The following is an 18556-nucleotide window of genomic DNA, read 5'->3' on the forward strand; positions in this document are numbered from 1 at the left end:
AAATTTTAAGAGTGTACTTTCACTGTGTCATCTGGCGCTATTGCAAAGGTCGCAGTAATTCCATTAATGTTGAGATCTTCTGTTACCTGTATCCATTCTGCCTGTGCCTCTTCCATACTCATCGGCTTGAGTAATGGTTGTTTGACTACAAACTTCAACCAGATAACACCATAGCTAACCGCTAATACCACCATGACACCCACAAGGTTAAAGATTGGCTCTTTCAACTCAGGAACAGGCGCGATATTTATAATCGCGTAGATGAAACCAAGTGTGCCTAATATTTGAGGAACAGGGTAAAATGGCGTTTTGTAAGGGCGGTGAAGTTTTGGATAACGAAGACGAAGAATAATGACATTGATATGTGCAATAACATAGCAGAATAACCATGCACAACACGCTGATAGTATGTAGATAATCAAATTTGGAGCATCACCAATACCACCAAAATAGAACGCTGCAATCCCTGCTGACATCGCAGCAATACTAACCCACGGCGTGCGGAAAGTTGGATGTATTTTACGGAACACTTTAGGTAATTCATGACTCAAGGCCATGCTGTAAAGCATACGAGGTACAACGGCAATCACGGTACTAATAGAACTTGCACTTGCAAAGATTGAAACAATTGAGATCCAGATAACCCCTGGTTGTCCGAGAATGGCTAGTGCCATATCTACATGAGGATGGTTAGATGAAGCTAGCTGTTCTGCTGGCACATATTTAAGTGACGCAAAACCATAAACTAAGTTAACCGCAAAAATAACCACAAGCCCAAGCACCATTGCACGTGGAATATTTCTTTCGGGATTTTTGGTCTCTTGCGCTAATGGTGTAACGAATTCGATACCGATATAAAGCCAAATAGCCAATGCCGTTAAACTAAATACACCGGTTCCCATTGCATTAAATGGGATCTCAGGGAGTTCTGGCACAGGTGCAGCACCTATGCCAGTTAAACCGATTAGACCAAGTAGGGTCATTGAAATTATCATGGTAAAGGTAAAAACAACCTGCAACTTAGCAAATATATCCACACCAAGAATGTTTGTTATCGTTAGCAATCCGAGAATAAATCCGCCAAAGACTAATGGAGAAATACCTGGAAAAAATGTATCAGAAAGCACTGAACTAGCCACCGCTAATTCAGTAGGTATGGCAAACAGGTTTGGCACAACAAAACCAAGTATTGTTGCAACCACAGCAGGTAATGCCCCCATTGCTACACGGGTATAAGTACGGATACCACCCGAGTGAGGCATCATACATGACAGCTCGGCATAACTTTGCGCTGAAAAGTATTGCAAGATCCAGGCAGCAATCATTGCGATAACAAAACCGCCACCAGCAATCCCCATTCCTTGTCCAAGTGATACCATGGTACTAGACGCGACCACGAGGCCAACGGCCACCGAGAAACACGACCAAAACCCTAAGGTTCGTTTGAGTTGATTATTCATTGTTTTATCTCCTATCGTCAAATACGGCGTGCAAATAACACATCGCGATTTCCTTTATCCATTTTTAAACACTGACAATAATTCGATTAATGCTTAAAAGAAGTACACGTATGGCTTAATTGTAAAAGTAATGTCTTCGACTATGGCGTGGGTATCGGCAAATTCTAGAGATAAAACTAGCCAGATACCCTCTTCGTTAACGTTTTAGTAGACCGACTTAAGCCTGACTTCAACATGGTTCTATTTGACTAACGCAATTCAGGCGTATCCCAAAGATTCAACGTAACACCTATTTTATTTTTCAGGGCATTTCGATAAATTTTAGTTGCCCAAGCGACATCCTCAACGGGTAAACCACCAACGGAAAGAATAATAATTTCGTCATCACTAGTACGTCCCGGTGCGGCTCCTGCTGTGATAGCGCCAAGATCTTCAAGTGAGCTTTTTTCGATTAAACCTTCTTCCACCATATCGAGGAAACGCACACCAATGATAGGAATATATTTATGCGCAGGTTTTGGTACTTCAGAAAACCAAGCATCGTAAAGACCTGGATTATCCATCACTTTACGTACATCAGTTTTTTCTAACTCAGCATCTAATCGGCAATAGGCAGGCATTGAAATAAAGGCACCGGCTTTCACCCACTCCCGTTTAATTTCAGGATAACTGGAGATATCGCCTGTTTCACCAGAGTTACAATAGGTAACAATGTCCGCATCTTTTACTACATCTTCTAATGTATCAACAACAGAAACATTGGTAATTTGTGGAAACGTTTTGCTTAACCAATCGGTAAAAGCATTAAGGCTTTTTTCTCCACGGCCTTTAATTTTAATCGTATCAATATCCGGACAGACAGCCATAAATGCAGCAACCGAAGTTTTCCCCATTACACCTGGGCCTAACAAACCAATTACTTTGGAGTTTTTACGCGCTAGATGACGAGCTCCCACACCGGGAACGGCTCCGGTACGATAAGCCGATAATAAATTAGCAGACATATATGCTAATGGCGCGCCCGTTACCACATCATTCAGAATCAACATTAAAATTGAACGTGGTAAGCCTTTCTCTCGATTAGCAATATTAGAGCCATACCATTTAACACCACAGGTTTGATAATCCCCGCCAAGATAGGCAGGCATTGCCATTAATCGACGATCTGGTGTATGACGCGGCATCGTATCGAATTCAGGTTTTTCAGGGAAAGTGATCATCGCGCCGTGTGAATCATTATTTTCACCAGCCATACGATAGTCACCTTTGTAGAGCAACTTAAACATATCTTCCATGGTATCAACACAACTAGGCATATCAGTGACACCTGCTTTAATCATGTCTTGCTCAGATAAATAGATAAAATCAATTTTAGTGTTCTCAGACATTTTAGTTCCTTTCTTGTCGTTAATATTGCTGATAAAAAAACATAAAATACGTACTTTTTAGTAATACCAATTGTATTAAATATGTGATCTAAATTTTGCGCTGGAAAAATGGTTTAGTTCGAGGCGAAAGTTGATGTAAATGATTGTTTCCTTAACGAAACTTTCAACAAAGAAATAAACTATTTTAACCAACAAAATAGATAAGCTAATTATTACGATTGGTATAACGTCTGAAAACAACTCTATCCCACAAATAATGCACGGTATTGTATTTTTACGACAATCCTCAGTGTTTAATTTTCAAACTAATTTGGCATAAAGGTTGCAGTGCAATTAAATAAGCAGTTACACATTTTTATTTAATTGGGGTTAACTATGCAGGCTAATTCGGTAATAAATAATCTCAGTCATATCCATAATAAGCAGCCTTGGTTAGTCATAAATGCGGCACAAAAATTTTCACTTGTAAAATCCAAGCATCCAGATATATCACATTTTTATACCTTCAAAGCGAGTGCGGCGAAACAAACACCGGTAGCCGTTCCTGATGGCTGTATCGATCTACTTTTTGACTGCGATAGTGATAACCCTAATGGGGATGTTTATGGAACGCCCTTAGAAGCAATGGAAGTTAATCTCATTACTGATCATCGGTATTTTGGGGTCAGGTATCAATCAGGTGTGATGCCCGATTTTTTTAATATTTCAGCGGGGGATCTAACCGATAATCACTATAGTCTGAATGATTTAATTCCTAATTCAAATCAGTTGCTTGAACAAGTAACAACGGAGAATAACTTCCTTATGCAAGTCAATGCATTTCATCAATTTATGAATGAACAAATGCAACGAAAACATTCACCTATTACGACTAATATTATTAATGAAATTTGTAAACGGCAGGGTAATGTAAAAATAAAAGAGTTAGAGAAAACGACAGGTTTTTCCTTAAGAACATTGCAAAGAAAATTTCAAGACGATATGGGGATGTCACCTAAAACATATAGCCGTATTGTTAGATGCCAATCGGCGATATATAAAATAAATCATGATGAGAAAATGACATTTTTAGACCTGGCATTTGATTTAGGCTTTGCCGATCAACCCCACTTTTTAAAAGAATTTAAGAAGCTAGTCAGCACAACGCCTTTGCATTATCAGGACAAGGTTAAACATGAGTCATACTTAAAAAAAATAGACTATATTTGAGCTATAATAGTGCAATATTTTCAATTAAATGCATTATAACGAGGCATTTTTCAAACAATTAAATTAATTACAATACTATTAAAATACCTCGAAAAATAAATTTTAAAAAGGAACTGTATCCGGATCCTTTGAATCACCACATCGTCCAGTCAAATTGGTTAGTATAGCCATATCACTTTCAGTTAATTGAAAATCAAACACAGCCATATTCGATTTAATTCTTTCCAATGTGATACTTTTAGGTAATGGTAAAAAGCCCATCTGTAAACTCCAACGTAGCGTTATTTGAGCAACATTTTTATTGTATTTTTCAGCCAATGCTTGAATTTCTGGTACATCAAAAATAAGGCCTTGACCGAGTGGACTGTATGCTTCAAGTAACATATTTTGTTGACGGCAGAAATTAACAGTCTCTGTATCTACATCACCAGGACATAAACGAATTTGGTTAATCACGGGTGGAATCGTTGCTGTTTTTAGAAGTTCAGTAATATGGTGAGGTTTGAAATTACTAATACCAATAGCTTTTATTTTTCCTTGCTTGTAATACGTTTCTAATGCTCGCCATACTTCACTATTGCGTAATTGCCATTGCTCTCTAAATCGTTGTGGGCTAGGCCAGTGAATCAATACTAAATCGATATAATCTACCCCTAATTTATTGAGGGAGTCATCTAATGACACAAGTGTATTCTCGTAGCCATTAACCGCATTAGCCACTTTGGTAGTGATAAATAAAGACTCCCGAGGGATAGCAGCCAATTTAATCGCTTCACCAACACTTTCTTCATTTCTGTAACTCTGTGCAGTATCGATATGTCGATAACCAAGCTTAAGTGCGTTAACAATCGCCTCGACACCTTTTTTATCATCGGGTGTTTGGAATGTACCGTACCCTAACTTAGGTATCTCAATGTTATTATTTAATTTGTATGTTTGGTCAATCGTCATCGCTATCCCCATTAATTAGTACCAAATAACAATTCTAATATATACCAATTACCCTTGAAGATAAAAATCAACAAGTTGTGAGGTAGACAGGTTTTAGTCATAAAAAAACCGAGTAAATAACTCGGTTTTCAAAGGGGATAGATCAGAGCAGTTACGCTTCGCCTTCTGTCCCACGAAAACGTTTAGTAATGCCATTTAAGAAGTTACGTAATAGCTGATCACCACACACTTTATAATTACGATGATCTTTCTTTCTAAATAATGCAGACAATTCTGATTTAGATACAGGAAATTCAGCCGAGTCTAATGCCGCTAACATATCTTCTTCTTTAAAATTTAATGCGATACGTAATTTTCGAAGAATGTCATTATTAGCAAGCACTTCTTTAGCCGGTAAAATGACAGGACTTGAACCTTCTTTCTTACCACGTTTTTCATTAATTAAGCCATCTAAAAATAGCGATAAAAGACTATCACGACAAAATACAAAATTATCTTCACCTTCTTTAGCCATTATGCTGTGTAGGTAATTTTCATCGATAGCATTATCAACGGAAGCAAAAATGGCTAACATTTTTTTATCGTTTAGTTGTAACGCATAGCGAACACGTCGTAAAACATCATTAGTTATCATAATATCTCAATAGGTTAAGTATTCGAAATAGAAGAGGTTCAATCTATCTCATTGTAAATAAGTTAAAGTTTAAGCATTACCTTTAACTTTCAATTGTTGCTCTGCAGCAAAGTCTAGCATTCGATGTAACGAAACAAGAGCGCCTTTAGCCACTTTTTCTTCAACATGTACTTCATGTCCAGTTGCATCTGTTAATGCATTATAAATCGCTTTTAAGCCATTCATGGCCATCCATGGACAGTGTGCACAACTACGACAAGTTGCACCATTTCCCATCGTCGGCGCAGCAAACATTTCTTTATCTGGGCAAGCCTGTTGCATTTTATAGAAAATACCAGTATCCGTAGCGACAATAAGTTGTTTGTTAGGAAGATCTTTTGCTGCTTTTATCAATTGACTAGTTGACCCGACAGCATCAGCAAGTTTTACAACACTTTCTGGAGATTCAGGATGAACTAAGACAGCAGCTTCAGGATACAAGGCCTTCATATCACGTAGAGCAACGGCTTTAAATTCATCGTGCACAATACAATCGCCTTGCCACATAATCATATCTGCTTGTGTTTTTTGCTCAATATACGCACCAAGGTGGCGATCCGGTCCCCAAATGATTTTTTTATCTTCACTGTCTAAGTGATCCACGATTTCTAAGGCAATACTTGAAGTAACAACCCAATCTGCACGCGCTTTAACAGCGGCTGAAGTATTAGCATAAACAACAACCGTTCGATCTGGGTGTTGATCGCAAAACGCACTGAATTCTTCAACAGGGCAACCCACATCTAATGAACATGTTGCTTCTAAATCAGGCATTAACACTTCTTTATTCGGTGTTAATATTTTAGCCGTTTCTCCCATAAAACGAACACCAGCAATCACTAACGTTTTGGCTTTATGATCGCGTCCGTAACGAGCCATCTCAAGAGAATCAGCAACATAACCACCGGTTTCCTCTGCTAAGGCTTGAATTTCAGGATCCGTATAATAATGGGCAACTAATACAGCATCTTTATCAATTAAGAGCTGCTTAATTTTAGCTTTATAGTCATCTTTTTCCGTATCATTAAGTGCTTTAGGCTTAGGTGGAAAAGGATAGTCAGAACCAATAAGGGGAGAAAATTTGCTCATCGTAGTCTCTTAAAATTTATAATAGGGCAATTATACCAATTCACTTGCTTAATGTGTATAAATTCAACTGAGATAAATAGAGAAAGGAGTAGTTTAAGAAGTGGTGGGCCGTGAAGGATTTGAACCTTCGACAAATGGATTAAAAGTCCACTGCTCTACCAACTGAGCTAACGGCCCATATAGTTTATATATGGTGATGATTTTGTTTTATGAATGACTTTTAAATTAAAAGTGTATCAATTGCTCTACCAACTGAGCAACGACCATATAGTTTATATATAGTGATGATTTTGTTTTATGAGCAACTTTTAAATTAAAAGCTTATCAATTGCTCTATAAACTGAGCAACAGTCCATATAATTCTATAACAATTTCACATTTGTATCGTTACAAATGTGGTGGGCCGTGAAGGATTTGAACCTTCGACAAATGGATTAAAAGTCCACTGCTCTACCAACTGAGCTAACGGCCCATATAGTTTATATATGGTTATGATTTTGTTTTATGAAGACTTTTAAATTAAAAGTGTATCAATGGCTCTACCAACTGAGCTAACGGCCCATATAGTTTATATATGGTGATGATTTTGTTTTATGAATAACTTTTAAATTAAAAGTGTATCAATTGCTCTACCAACTGAGCAACCGCCCATATATCTTCTATATGGTGATGATTTTGTTTTATGAATAACTTTTAAATTAAAAGTGTATCAATTGCTCTATCAACTGAGCAACATCCATATAATTTCACTTCAATATTTATATTATAAGTGGTGGGCCGTGAAGGATTTGAACCTTCGACAAATGGATTAAAAGTCCACTGCTCTACCAACTGAGCTAACGGCCCATATAGTTTATATATGGTGATGATTTTGTTTTATGAAGACTTTTAAATTAAAAGTTTATCAATTGCTCTATCAACTGAGCAATAGTCCATATAATTCTATAACAATTCACATTTGTATCGCTACAAAAGTGGTGGGCCGTGAAGGATTTGAACCTTCGACAAATGGATTAAAAGTCCACTGCTCTACCAACTGAGCTAACGGCCCATATAGTTTATATATGGTGATAATTTTTTTTATGAACAACTTTTGAATTAAAAGTATATCAATGGCTCTATCAACTGAGCTACGGCCACATAATTTTATCTGGCTTTGATTTTGTTTTATGAAGAACTTAAAAAAGAAATTCAACAGCTTTATCAATTAAGCTAGTAGTAATTAATAACGTTTCACGAATTGAATCGCATGTCCGTATCAACTGCGGCGTATAATATACAATAATTTAAATAGCGCAAACAAAAAATAGTGTTTTTTTTTCGTTTGCCGAGAAAATAAACAATATTGATAATAATACAGCTAAAAGCTATTTTAAAATACTTCTAAGCGCTTTTTAGATAGCTCGGCAGCAGAAGAGTCAGGAAACTCATTTACTACTTTTGTATAAAATGCCTTAGCCGATTGGATATTTCCTAAGTACTCATCAATAAACCCTATTTTATAGAGTGAATCTGAGCGTTTATTTGAATCAGGATATTTTTCAGCAACGGTTAAAAATGCAGCCCTCGCATCTTCACGTTTTTTCTCTTTATAGAGAAGCTGACCTAACCAGTAATATGAATTCGCCATATAACTAGATTGAGGGTAATCAATAATAAAAGCTTCAAATGCCGTTATTGCTTGATCAAAATCTTTATTAATTAGAACTAGATCGACTGCTTTTTGATAAGCCACTTTATCATCGGTTTGAACACCGGTATCAACAGGTTCTGTAGCTTTGGGTGAAGAAGCAGAAGGTTTATCTAATTCATCGATAAGTTGATATAAATTACGCTGACGCTCTTCAACTTGTTCAAGTTTATGGTTTAGCACTTCATTCGTGCCTTTAACTTGATTAAGTTCCTGCGAAAGTTGGTCAACCTGACTCTGAAGGCGAACTTGCATTTTATTGCGAGTTTCCAATAATCGAGTTAACTGCTCCAATCTAGCATTAACATCAGAGCTGCTTTGTTGACCGCCTGAAGCATTACTTCCCATCATAGTAACATCACTAACGGGAGCAGCAGCAAACGTAGGCGAGGATAAAAAAGCAGCTACTAGCATAGCTGCATTAATATTATATTTTTTCATACTCAGATTAGTAAACTAATTCAGCACGACGGTTAGCAATCCAAGCCGCTTCGTTATGACCAGGATTAACTGGTTTTTCTTCACCGTAGCTCACGATACTTACTTGTCGAGTGCTTACACCCATGCTTTCTAAGTATGTTGCAACAGCCATTGCACGACGTTCGCCTAGTGCGATATTGTATTCAGGCGTACCTTTTTCATCAGCATGTCCTTCAATAGTCACTGATTTACCAGGATTTGCTACTAAATAAGCGGCATGAGCATCTAAAATAGGTGTAAATTCAGCTTTGATCATAGATTTATCAAAATCAAATTGAATAACAGTTTCTAAGATAGCTTCACTATATTGTTGAACCATTAATTGTTCTGCAGTTAAAGGTTCAACTGCATCAATAACACCTGTTTGTACCATGTTGTCATTTACAGCTGTAGTCACTGTTTCAGCTGCATCATTCATAGTTTCAGTTGATTTAGAATCCATGTCAGATGTAGAACTACATGCTCCTAAAGCCAACATTGGTACTGCAATCAATAAGCTTTTTGAAATCTTATTTAAGTTCATCATATTTCCTTATTATCATTAATATGTTTAGTTTAAAAATGGTGACCATGCTGGTGATTTTACTTCACCACTTTTCGCTGGAATGTTCGCTTTGAAACGCCCATCCATCGATACCAATGCCAACCCTTGTTTGCCTTGATAAATTGTACTATAAATTATCATACTACCATTAGGTGAGACACTTGGTGACTCATCTAGTTGAGTCCGAGTTAATGTTCTTAACTCACTAGAATCAAGATCTTGAACTGCGATCTTGTAATTTCCATTAGAGCGACTCACAAATACAAGACTATCACCATCAGGGGTAATTGTACCACCTAAATTCATATCTCCTTCCCAAGTTAAGCGTTTTGTTTCGCCACTTGCAAGATTTACCTCATAAATTTGCGCTCGACCGCCCCTTTCCGAGGTGAAAGTTAAGCTCTTACCATCGGGATTCCAGCTAGGCTCAGTATCAATAGCCCGATTTTGAGTTACTCTTTTTAATGCTTTGGTTGCTACGGTCAACACATAAATATCTGGCTGGCCATCCTTAGAAAGTACTAATGCTAGTTTTTTTCCATCTGGAGACCAACTTGGCGCTCCGTTAATTTTAGGAAAAGAAGTCACTAATTCACGTTGTTGAGTATATAAATCTTGCACATAAATTTCTGAATGGCGATTTTCAAAACTTACATATGCAAGTTTACGCCCATCTGGCGACCAAGCAGGTGACATTATAGGTTGTTTAGAACGTAATATTGACTTTTCACCATATCCATCATAGTCAGAAATACGTAGTTGATACGGATGACTACTATTACGATCAACTGCAACATAAGCAATTCTGGTTAAAAATGCACCACGTTCACCCGTCAATTTTTCATAAACCAAGTCACTAATTCGATGTGCATGCTCACGTGTTTTCGTATTTGCAACAAGAAAACGTCTTTTATCTAAAGTCGGATTATATGCACTCATCTCTAAATTACCGGTTACTACATTTAACAACTCATAAGTAATCGAATATTTATTCGCTTCTTCCGTTGGTTGAATTTCGCCAATAACAATCGCTTCAACGCCCATATTATGCCATTGCGCATAATCAATATCACTACTATTTGAAGGTGTATTTGGCATTTTATTCAATGCAATTGGGCTAAATTTCCCACTGCGTTGCAGATCAGCAGCAATAATATCTGCAAATTGCTCTGGCTTTGGTCCATTGCCTAACCATTTAAAAGGAACGACAGCAATCGGACGTGCAGTGTTTACCCCTTCAGTTATTAATATATCTAAACGGGCAGATACCTGCGCTGAGAATATAATGATCGATAATGATAAAAATAAACGTAAAAACATAAAAAAATGTATCCTTATAGCTCAGGCTTTAGGGTTATATCAAAATCACGAAATTGTTGTGCAATTTCAGGATCTTTAGGAATCGGTAATGTTTTCGCTTTAAGCGCAGCACGGATAGCCGACGCACAAAGTTTATCATCGCCTGTACTTCGTTGAGCTGATAGGACAAGCCCATCTGGTGCTAATCGAATTGCCAATGTACAAGTTTTACCTTTCATATCGAGATCTACTTGCCAATTACGGCTTATTTTATTTTGGATAAGCGCTTTGTAACGTGCAATTTCAGATAGTTGATTGGCAGTTTGAGCCGTTGAAAACTCCTCTGCAAATTCAGCTTCCATTTGTCTATCAAGTTCAGCACGACGTTGTCGTTCCTTTTCTGCTTTTTCTTTGGCTAACTTTTCTGCCTTCTCTTTAGCCGCTTTTTCTTTGGCTAATTTTTCTGCCTTCTCTTTAGCTGCTTTTTCTTTGGCTAATTTATCTGCTTTCTCTTTGGCCGCTTTTTCTTTGGCTAATTTTTCAGCCTTCTCTTTGGCCGCTTTGTCTTTGGCTAATTTATCTGCTTTCTCTTTAGCTGCTTTTTCCTTCGCTAATTTATCTGCAGCCGCTTTTGCTGCTTTTTCCTTCGCCAATTTATCTGCAGCCGCTTTTGCTACTTTTTCCCTCGCTAATTTATCTGCGGCCGCTTTAGCTGCTTTTTCCTTCGCTAATTTATCTGCAGCTATTTGAGCTGCTTTTTCCTGTGCTAACTGCTCAGCCTTCGCTTGCTCTTCTTTTTCCTGCTCTATTTTTTTTGCCTGAGCAATTTTTTCCTGTGCCGCTTTATCTTTTTCTTCCTGTATTTTTTGTGCTTTAGCAAGTTCTTCTTGTACTAATTGTTCCTTTTCTTTTTGTCGCTCTTGCTCTTTACGTTGCTCCGCTAATGTTTGTTCCTTTTTATGAGCTGCTAAATCTTCAAATACTTGTTGATTAACTAAACTGGCCTCAATAATAGTTGCTTGTGGCTGTTCTTGGGGTAGCGAAAAATCGAACCCAATTAATAACAAGGCACCAAAAATAATATGCAATGTAAAAGCGCTGATAAAAGCGATTAACGTGGAACTCTTTTTCATTATTCTTCAGGCTCTGTCATTAAACCAACCGATCCGACACCACTTTCCTGCAGTAAGACCATCAAATCAATAACGCTTTTATAGGGGACATCTCCATCACCTTTAACAACAAACTGAACGGTAGAATCAACCGTTAATTGTGCAGCAACAAGCGCCCTCATTTCATCGCTATTAAGCGGTGTTTCAACACTGTCTCCTACATTTAAAAAATATCGACCTTGTTTATCAATCGAAGCAATCAATGGTGGCTTCGTATCATCAGGCAAGGCTTCAGCTGCTGCCTGAGGCAAATCCACTTTAACACCTTGCGTGACTAAAGGAGCCGTTACCATAAATATAATCAACAACACCAACATAACGTCGATATAAGGCACCACATTAATTTCTGCAATCACGCGACGCCGTTTCATATTACGAGAAGAATATTGCATAAATACTACTCACTTTCATTCATCGATTGACGGTGAAGGATGGCTGTAAATTCTTCCATTAAATTAATATAAGCTGATTCTAACTTAGCAACTTGCGTAGAGAATTTATTAAAGGCCATCACGGCGGGAATCGCAGCAAACAAGCCCATTGCAGTAGCAATCAATGCTTCAGCTATACCAGGTGCGACCATCGCTAAGGTTGCCTGCTGAACTTCACCTAATGCGATAAAAGAATTCATAATTCCCCAAACCGTACCAAATAAACCAATATAAGGACTGATCGAGCCAATAGTTGCTAGGGCTGGTAATCCAGCTTCTAATTCATCGAGTTCGCGAGATAAAGTTACACGCATGCTTCGATGGGCACCTTCCGTTACGCTTTCAACATTACGCCCAGGTATACGATGTAATCTGGAGAATTCTTTAAAACCGGTATAGAATATTTTCTCACCTCCAACAATTCGTTCACTACGCGCTGCGGTTTCTTTATATAGTCGACTTAAATCATGTCCAGACCAGAAACGGGTTTCAAATTGCTTAAGCGATTGCATTGCAGAGCCTAGCATTCTTGAACGGGAAAAAATCAACGTCCAAGAATAAATAGACATGCCTAACAGCAAAATCATCACTAACTTTACGAGTAAACTCGCCTGTAAAAATAAGCCAATAAAAGATATTTCAGCGTGCACTAGAGATCACCTCGGTTATTTCAGATGGAATTGCCATCGGTTTCATTTTTTGTAAATTAATACAGGCTATTAGAGTACTAGCCTGACAAAGAAGTTCCCCACTTTCGTGCAAAACTTCCTGATTAAATTGTAAACTTGCTCGATGGCAAGTTGTTACGGTTGTTTTTACTGTCACCAAATCATTAAATCGTGCAGCTTTGGCATAATTTAATTCAACTTTTTTAACAACAAAAGCAATATTTTTTTCTAGTAAAGTATCTTGCTCAATACCTCTCTCTCTCAAGAGCTCAGTCCGCCCTCGTTCAAAAAACTTAAGGTAATTTGCATAATATACAATGCCACCGGCATCGGTATCTTCGTAATAAATACGGACAGGTAAAGTTGAAATTAACACACTACTTTCTCATTGCTAAAAATTGATTAGCTACGCTACTATAAAATCATAATATTGTCGAATCCTCTATGCAACATACACTTTCTATCCGACAAAAAAAAAGAGCTTTAATAGCTCTTTTTAATATATTCAAATTGAAAAATAATTATTCTTCATCTTTGTCTTTTTTAGATTGCTCATCAATTTCAACATGTTCTAACCATAATCCATTAATAATGCCAAATGAACATGCTAATAAAACACCTAAAATCCACGCAAAATACCACATAGCGTTCTCCTAAAATTATTAATAAGCTGAGTGTTTATACTTAGCCATAAACTCTTTACCAACACGACCAAACATTTTCACATAACCGAACGTTGTGTAAAGCAAAATAATCGGCAAGAAAATAGCCACAACGATACTCATTATATTCAATGTTTTTTCACTTGAAACTGCATCCCACACTGTAAAACTCATACTTGGATCAATATTTGACGGAAGTATGAACGGGAACGTGCTAACGGCGAAAGTCATTAATACGGCCACTTGCATTAAACTAGTAAATAAAAATGCCAAACCACCTTTATCAGCTTTACTCGAAATCCAAACTAAGACTGGAAATAAGAAACCTAATGCAGGTGCCAACATAGTAATCGGATATTCGCTGTAATTATTCAACCATGCTCCAGGCTGAACTGCTGCTGTTTTTAATAACGGATTAGCAATACCATTTAGATCGCCAATAGAAGTAATCACATAACCATCGATACCGTAGGCAATCCAAACACCCGCTAATGCAAATAAAACAATTGCAATCGGTGCACAAATCATAGACACAGCACGGGCACGCTCATAAAGCTCCCCTTCTGTTTTCATTTGTAACCAACTAGCCCCTTGTAAAACGAATAGTATTAAACTAAATACACCCACTAACAATGCAAATGGATTAAGTAGCCCAAAGAACCCACCTTGATAAGATGAACGTAATAGATCATCTAGTACAAAAGGAACACCTTGTAAGATGTTACCGAATGCAACACCAAATACGATTGGCGGAACAACACTACCAATAAATATTCCCCAATCCCAACTCGTTCTCCAACGTGGATCTTCAATTTTACTGCGGTAATCAAAGCCAACTGGACGGAAGAATAACGCCATTAACGTTATAATCATCGCAGCGTAAAAACCTGAAAAAGCCGTTGCATACACCGAAGGCCAAGCAGCAAAAATACCCGCTCCCGCAGTAACCAACCAAACCTGGTTACCTTCCCAGTGTGGTGCAATACTATTAATCATCATGCGACGTTCATCGTCACTTTTACCAATAATAGGCACTAGCGCACCTACGCCCATATCAAAACCATCGGTGATAACAAATCCAATCAATATAATACTGATTAGCAACCACCACAAAACTTTTAACGTTTCATAATCAAACATAATAAACTCCTAAGCCTGTTGATTTTCAGGTTGCTCAAAATGATATTTACCGGTTTTTAAACTACTTGGCCCTTTACGAGCAAAACGGAACATTAAGAACATTTCAATGATTAATAGTGCAGTATAAAAAGCTGCAATGGAAAGAATACTAAACCATAACTGACCTGTAGTAAGCGATGACGTCGCAACATGTGTCGGCAGTATTTCACCAATCGCCCATGGTTGACGACCGTATTCAGCAATAAACCAACCCGCTTCAATTGCAATCCAAGGTAATGGTAAGCTATACAAAACAATACGGCTAAACAGTTTATTCTGACCAATACGCTGACGTGTAGATTGGTAAAATGCAAATAAGAAGATTAAGAGCATTAATACACCAGCTGCAACCATGATACGGAATGACCAATATAAAGGTGCAACCTGAGGAATACTATCATCTACAGCTTGTTGAATATGCGCTTCAGTTGCATCGACAACATCAGGCGCATATGGTGTTAGCAATAAGCCATACCCTAAGTCTTTCTTCACTTCATCAAACGCAGCAATATTTTCTTCAGATTTATCGCCAGCACGTAATTTTTGTAACAGTCCATAGGCAACCATACCGTTACGGATACGTACTTCATGCTCAACCATAAGATCTTTAAGCCCGGTCACTTCTTCATCAAGTGAACGCGTAGCAATAATACCTAATGCGTAAGGGATATGAATAGCGTAATCATTACGTTGCTCTTCCTGATTAGGAATACCAAACAAGGTGAAATCTGCAGGTGCAGGTAACGTTTCCCATTCAGCTTCAATAGCAGCAAGTTTAACTTTTTGCACATCACCAAGCTCATAACCACTTTCATCACCTAAAATAATGGTTGAAGTGATACCTGCTAAACCAAATGCAGCAGCAATTGCAAAAGAACGTTTAGCAAAGGCAATATCACGTCCTTTTAATAAGTAATATGAACTAATTGCTAATACGAACATCGCACCAGCTACATAGCCAGAAGAAACAGTATGAACAAACTTAACCTGTGCAACGGGATTGAAAACGAGGTCTGTAAAACTCGTCATTTCCATACGCATAGTTTCGTAGTTAAAGTCAGCACCGACTGGATTTTGCATCCAACCATTTGCCACTAAAATCCACAATGCAGATAAATTTGAACCTAACGCCACTAACCAAGTCGCAGCCAAATGCTGTACTTTACTAAGGCGATCCCAACCAAAGAAGAATAAACCAACAAAAGTAGACTCTAAGAAGAAAGCCATCAATCCTTCAATTGCTAACGGTGCACCAAAAATATCACCTACATAGTGAGAGTAGTAAGCCCAGTTAGTACCGAACTGAAACTCCATAGTAAGACCCGTAGTCACACCTAGCGCAAAGTTGATACCAAACAACTTACCCCAAAACTTCGTCATATCTTTATAGACTTGTTTATTGGTCATAACATATAGTGATTCCATTATCGCTAGGATCCAGACTAACCCCAGTGTTAATGGCACAAATAGAAAGTGATACATGGCAGTCATCGCAAACTGAAAGCGTGACAGTTCAACTATCGCATCCATTTTTTTCTCCTTAGATTGATTTTAAATTTTTGAATTGATTTATATTTATTTTAAATTAGTTTCGAATACGTTTTTACTGGGAAATTGGATCTATATAACACATCTTTTTAAGCAAAATACGTTGCAGTGAAATCATTAATGATTGAACAAACTAAGAAGAAATATATTTGCTTTATTAGGCCTTATTATTAGCCATTATTATCGTCTTGCCAAACAAATAAATTAACGTTCAATATGTTGCCAAAATGTAAAATTTTATTTACTATTTTGGTTGTCAATTAACATGAAATAAAACCACACTTAATAAAAGAGTACTTATACTTTTTAATTTGATTTTGATCAAGTTTAAAGTCTATTTTTTTGTCAAAAACAGACTTTAAAGTGTAAAAGAATATATTCATTGATCTCGATCAATTTTATTCTTCGTGACTTGATTTTTTATTCGCTCGGCCTAGTAAAACCGAAATGTAGGTAGGTTCTGTTTGTCGCGATTCTTCCGCGAGGGGTACGCTGTAAAAAACCTTGCTGAATTAAATAAGGTTCTAACACATCTTCAATCGTCTCTCTTTCTTCACCAATTGCAGCCGCTAAGTTATCTAATCCGACAGGGCCGCCTTGAAAAGTATCCATAATCGCCATCAATAATTTCCGGTCCATATAATCAAAACCTTGATGATCAACTTCCAACATATCTAACGCCTGCTGTGCAATCTCTTCATTCATGACCAAGGCTTTTTTTACCTGTGCATAATCACGTACACGGCGTAGTAAACGATTGGCAATACGAGGCGTCCCACGAGAGCGTTTCGCAACTTCTATTGCACCTGATTCATCCATATTTAAACCAAGATGTTTTGCACTACGAAGTGCAATGCGTGTCAAAGAAGGTAAATCATAATATTCAAGTCGTTGAACAATACCGAAACGGTCACGCAAAGGCGAAGTTAATGAGCCAGCTCGTGTTGTTGCACCAATCAAAGTAAATGGAGGAAGATCTAATTTAATAGACCGCGCTGCTGGCCCTTCACCAATCATAATATCGAGTTGATAATCTTCCATTGCAGGATATAGAATCTCTTCAACAATTGGACTTAATCGGTGGATTTCATCAATAAAAAGAACATCATTCTCTTCAAGATTAGTCAGCAAAGCAGCTAAATCTCCTGCTTTCTCTAGAATAGGCCCTGATGTTGTTTTAATATTAACGTTTAACTCATTCGCAACAATATGAGAAAGTGTTGTTTTTCCAAGACCTGGAGGACCAAAAATTAACAGATGATCCAATGCTTCTTCACGCTGACGTGCCGCCTCAATAAAGATTTCCATCTGCATATTGACCTGTGGTTGCCCTTCGTAATCAGCTAACAGTTTCGGCCTAATAGCTCGGTCAACAAAGGTATCATCTATTTTTTCAGTACTTGAAATTAGGCGGTCTTCTTCAATCATATTTTATTTTATACCATACTTTTAAGTGAACTACGGATCAGTGCCTCACAATCCATACCAGCTTGATAAACTTGTTTAATCGCCTTTTCTGCAAGTTGTGGCTTATAGCCTAACGCCACTAAAGCACTGATAGCCTCTTCCTTTGCATTGCCACGTACAAATGTATCACCTAATTCATTATCAAAGGCCATTTTATCAGACTCAGGCGTCAACAAATCAGCGCCAGTCCAGTTTTTAAGACGATCCTTCATTTCAACAACCAATCGTTCTGCTGTTTTTTTACCAACGCCCGGTAATTTCACTAATGAGCTTACGGCATCGTTATGAATACATTGAACAAATTGGTTAGCAGACATTCCAGATAGAATAGCAAGTGCTAACTTTGGTCCAACACCATTCACTTTAATTAGTTCACGAAACATCGCTCGTTCATGTTTATCTGCGAAGCCATACAATAGCTGCGCATCTTCACGCACTACGAAATGTGTATAGACAATCGCTTCTTGTCCCATATCAGGCAACGAATAAAAAGAACTCATCGGCAATTGAATTTCATAGCCAACACCAGAAACATCTAATAATATTTCAGGTGGTTGCTTTTCTAATAACACACCTCGTAACCGTCCAATCATATTCTAGCCCTTAATGATAATAAATAATGTTAAGCATAAAAAACAACTGGGTT

General features: G+C 37.6%; 18 protein-coding genes and 4 tRNA genes. 1 reads left to right on the forward strand and 21 read right to left on the reverse strand.

Going from position 1 to position 18556, the window contains the following annotated elements; all coding sequences use genetic code 11:
* Positions 1-5 precede the first annotated feature (5 nt).
* Together ACR30L_RS16360 and ACR30L_RS16365 are read right to left on the reverse strand one after the other, a co-directional pair.
* Positions 6-1460, reverse strand: coding sequence for an APC family permease (locus ACR30L_RS16360; RefSeq protein ID WP_435235317.1), 1455 nt, complete (start codon positions 1458-1460; stop codon positions 6-8).
* A gap of 248 nt (positions 1461-1708) precedes the next feature.
* Complete coding sequence (locus ACR30L_RS16365) at positions 1709-2848, reverse strand: tyramine oxidase subunit B (RefSeq protein WP_435235318.1); 1140 nt, start codon at positions 2846-2848, stop codon at positions 1709-1711.
* A 375-nt stretch (positions 2849-3223) separates the two neighbouring features.
* Between ACR30L_RS16365 and ACR30L_RS16370 the strand changes: the two genes are divergently transcribed.
* Positions 3224-4057: a helix-turn-helix domain-containing protein gene (locus ACR30L_RS16370; protein ID WP_435235319.1), complete on the forward strand. Its 834-nt coding sequence runs from the start codon at positions 3224-3226 to the stop codon at positions 4055-4057.
* A 102-nt stretch (positions 4058-4159) separates the two neighbouring features.
* Here the strand turns inward: ACR30L_RS16370 and ACR30L_RS16375 are convergent, their stop codons facing one another.
* The 19 genes from ACR30L_RS16375 to ruvA form a co-directional block, all read right to left on the reverse strand.
* Entirely contained in the window at positions 4160-5008 is an 849-nt protein-coding gene (locus ACR30L_RS16375; protein WP_435235320.1) for an aldo/keto reductase, read from the reverse strand.
* Positions 5009-5159: 151 nt separating this feature from the next.
* Positions 5160-5642 (reverse strand): DUF1456 family protein, encoded by a 483-nt coding sequence (locus ACR30L_RS16380; RefSeq protein ID WP_435235321.1) that lies wholly within the window; start codon positions 5640-5642, stop codon positions 5160-5162.
* 69 nt (positions 5643-5711) lie between these two features.
* Positions 5712-6770 carry a quinolinate synthase NadA gene (gene nadA, locus ACR30L_RS16385; RefSeq protein WP_435235322.1) on the reverse strand — a complete coding sequence of 353 codons (1059 nt, stop codon included), beginning with the start codon at positions 6768-6770 and terminating at the stop codon, positions 5712-5714.
* Positions 6771-6871: 101 nt separating this feature from the next.
* Positions 6872-6947, reverse strand: a tRNA-Lys gene (locus ACR30L_RS16390).
* Positions 6948-7166: 219 nt separating this feature from the next.
* Positions 7167-7242, reverse strand: a tRNA-Lys gene (locus tag ACR30L_RS16395).
* Positions 7243-7540: 298 nt separating this feature from the next.
* Positions 7541-7616 (reverse strand) — tRNA-Lys (locus ACR30L_RS16400).
* A 129-nt stretch (positions 7617-7745) separates the two neighbouring features.
* Positions 7746-7821: transfer RNA gene (locus ACR30L_RS16405), tRNA-Lys, on the reverse strand.
* Positions 7822-8142: 321 nt separating this feature from the next.
* The gene (gene ybgF, locus ACR30L_RS16410) at positions 8143-8901 is read right to left on the reverse strand and encodes a tol-pal system protein YbgF (RefSeq protein WP_435235323.1); all 759 of its coding nucleotides are present in this window, start codon (positions 8899-8901) and stop codon (positions 8143-8145) included.
* A 7-nt stretch (positions 8902-8908) separates the two neighbouring features.
* Complete coding sequence (gene pal, locus ACR30L_RS16415) at positions 8909-9463, reverse strand: peptidoglycan-associated lipoprotein Pal (protein WP_435235324.1); 555 nt, start codon at positions 9461-9463, stop codon at positions 8909-8911.
* A gap of 27 nt (positions 9464-9490) precedes the next feature.
* Positions 9491-10804, reverse strand: coding sequence for a Tol-Pal system beta propeller repeat protein TolB (gene tolB / locus ACR30L_RS16420; RefSeq protein WP_435235325.1), 1314 nt, complete (start codon positions 10802-10804; stop codon positions 9491-9493).
* A 14-nt stretch (positions 10805-10818) separates the two neighbouring features.
* Entirely contained in the window at positions 10819-11916 is a 1098-nt protein-coding gene (gene tolA, locus ACR30L_RS16425) for a cell envelope integrity protein TolA (protein ID WP_435235326.1), read from the reverse strand.
* Positions 11916-12347: a protein TolR gene (gene tolR, locus ACR30L_RS16430; RefSeq protein WP_435235327.1), complete on the reverse strand. Its 432-nt coding sequence runs from the start codon at positions 12345-12347 to the stop codon at positions 11916-11918. Before tolR ends, tolA begins: the two co-directional genes overlap by 1 nt.
* Positions 12348-12352: 5 nt before the next feature.
* On the reverse strand, positions 12353-13036 hold the full coding sequence (tolQ, locus tag ACR30L_RS16435; protein ID WP_435235328.1) for a protein TolQ: 684 nt from the start codon (positions 13034-13036) through the stop codon (positions 12353-12355).
* The gene (gene ybgC, locus ACR30L_RS16440; protein ID WP_435235329.1) at positions 13026-13430 is read right to left on the reverse strand and encodes a tol-pal system-associated acyl-CoA thioesterase; all 405 of its coding nucleotides are present in this window, start codon (positions 13428-13430) and stop codon (positions 13026-13028) included. Before ybgC ends, tolQ begins: the two co-directional genes overlap by 11 nt.
* A gap of 145 nt (positions 13431-13575) precedes the next feature.
* Positions 13576-13698, reverse strand: coding sequence for a cytochrome bd-I oxidase subunit CydX (cydX, locus tag ACR30L_RS16445; protein WP_435235330.1), 123 nt, complete (start codon positions 13696-13698; stop codon positions 13576-13578).
* A gap of 18 nt (positions 13699-13716) precedes the next feature.
* Positions 13717-14856, reverse strand: a complete 1140-nt coding sequence (cydB, locus tag ACR30L_RS16450; RefSeq protein WP_435235331.1) for a cytochrome d ubiquinol oxidase subunit II — start codon at positions 14854-14856, stop codon at positions 13717-13719.
* 9 nt (positions 14857-14865) lie between these two features.
* On the reverse strand, positions 14866-16425 hold the full coding sequence (locus ACR30L_RS16455) for a cytochrome ubiquinol oxidase subunit I (RefSeq protein ID WP_435235332.1): 1560 nt from the start codon (positions 16423-16425) through the stop codon (positions 14866-14868).
* Between the two features lie 438 nt (positions 16426-16863).
* Positions 16864-17871: a Holliday junction branch migration DNA helicase RuvB gene (gene ruvB, locus ACR30L_RS16460; RefSeq protein WP_435235333.1), complete on the reverse strand. Its 1008-nt coding sequence runs from the start codon at positions 17869-17871 to the stop codon at positions 16864-16866.
* 8 nt (positions 17872-17879) lie between these two features.
* Positions 17880-18503 (reverse strand): Holliday junction branch migration protein RuvA, encoded by a 624-nt coding sequence (gene ruvA, locus ACR30L_RS16465; protein WP_435235334.1) that lies wholly within the window; start codon positions 18501-18503, stop codon positions 17880-17882.
* Positions 18504-18556: the final 53 nt, after the last annotated feature.

The sequence above is a fragment of the Psychromonas saccharinae genome (genome assembly GCF_051201515.1).
GTDB lineage: Bacteria > Pseudomonadota > Gammaproteobacteria > Enterobacterales > Psychromonadaceae > Psychromonas.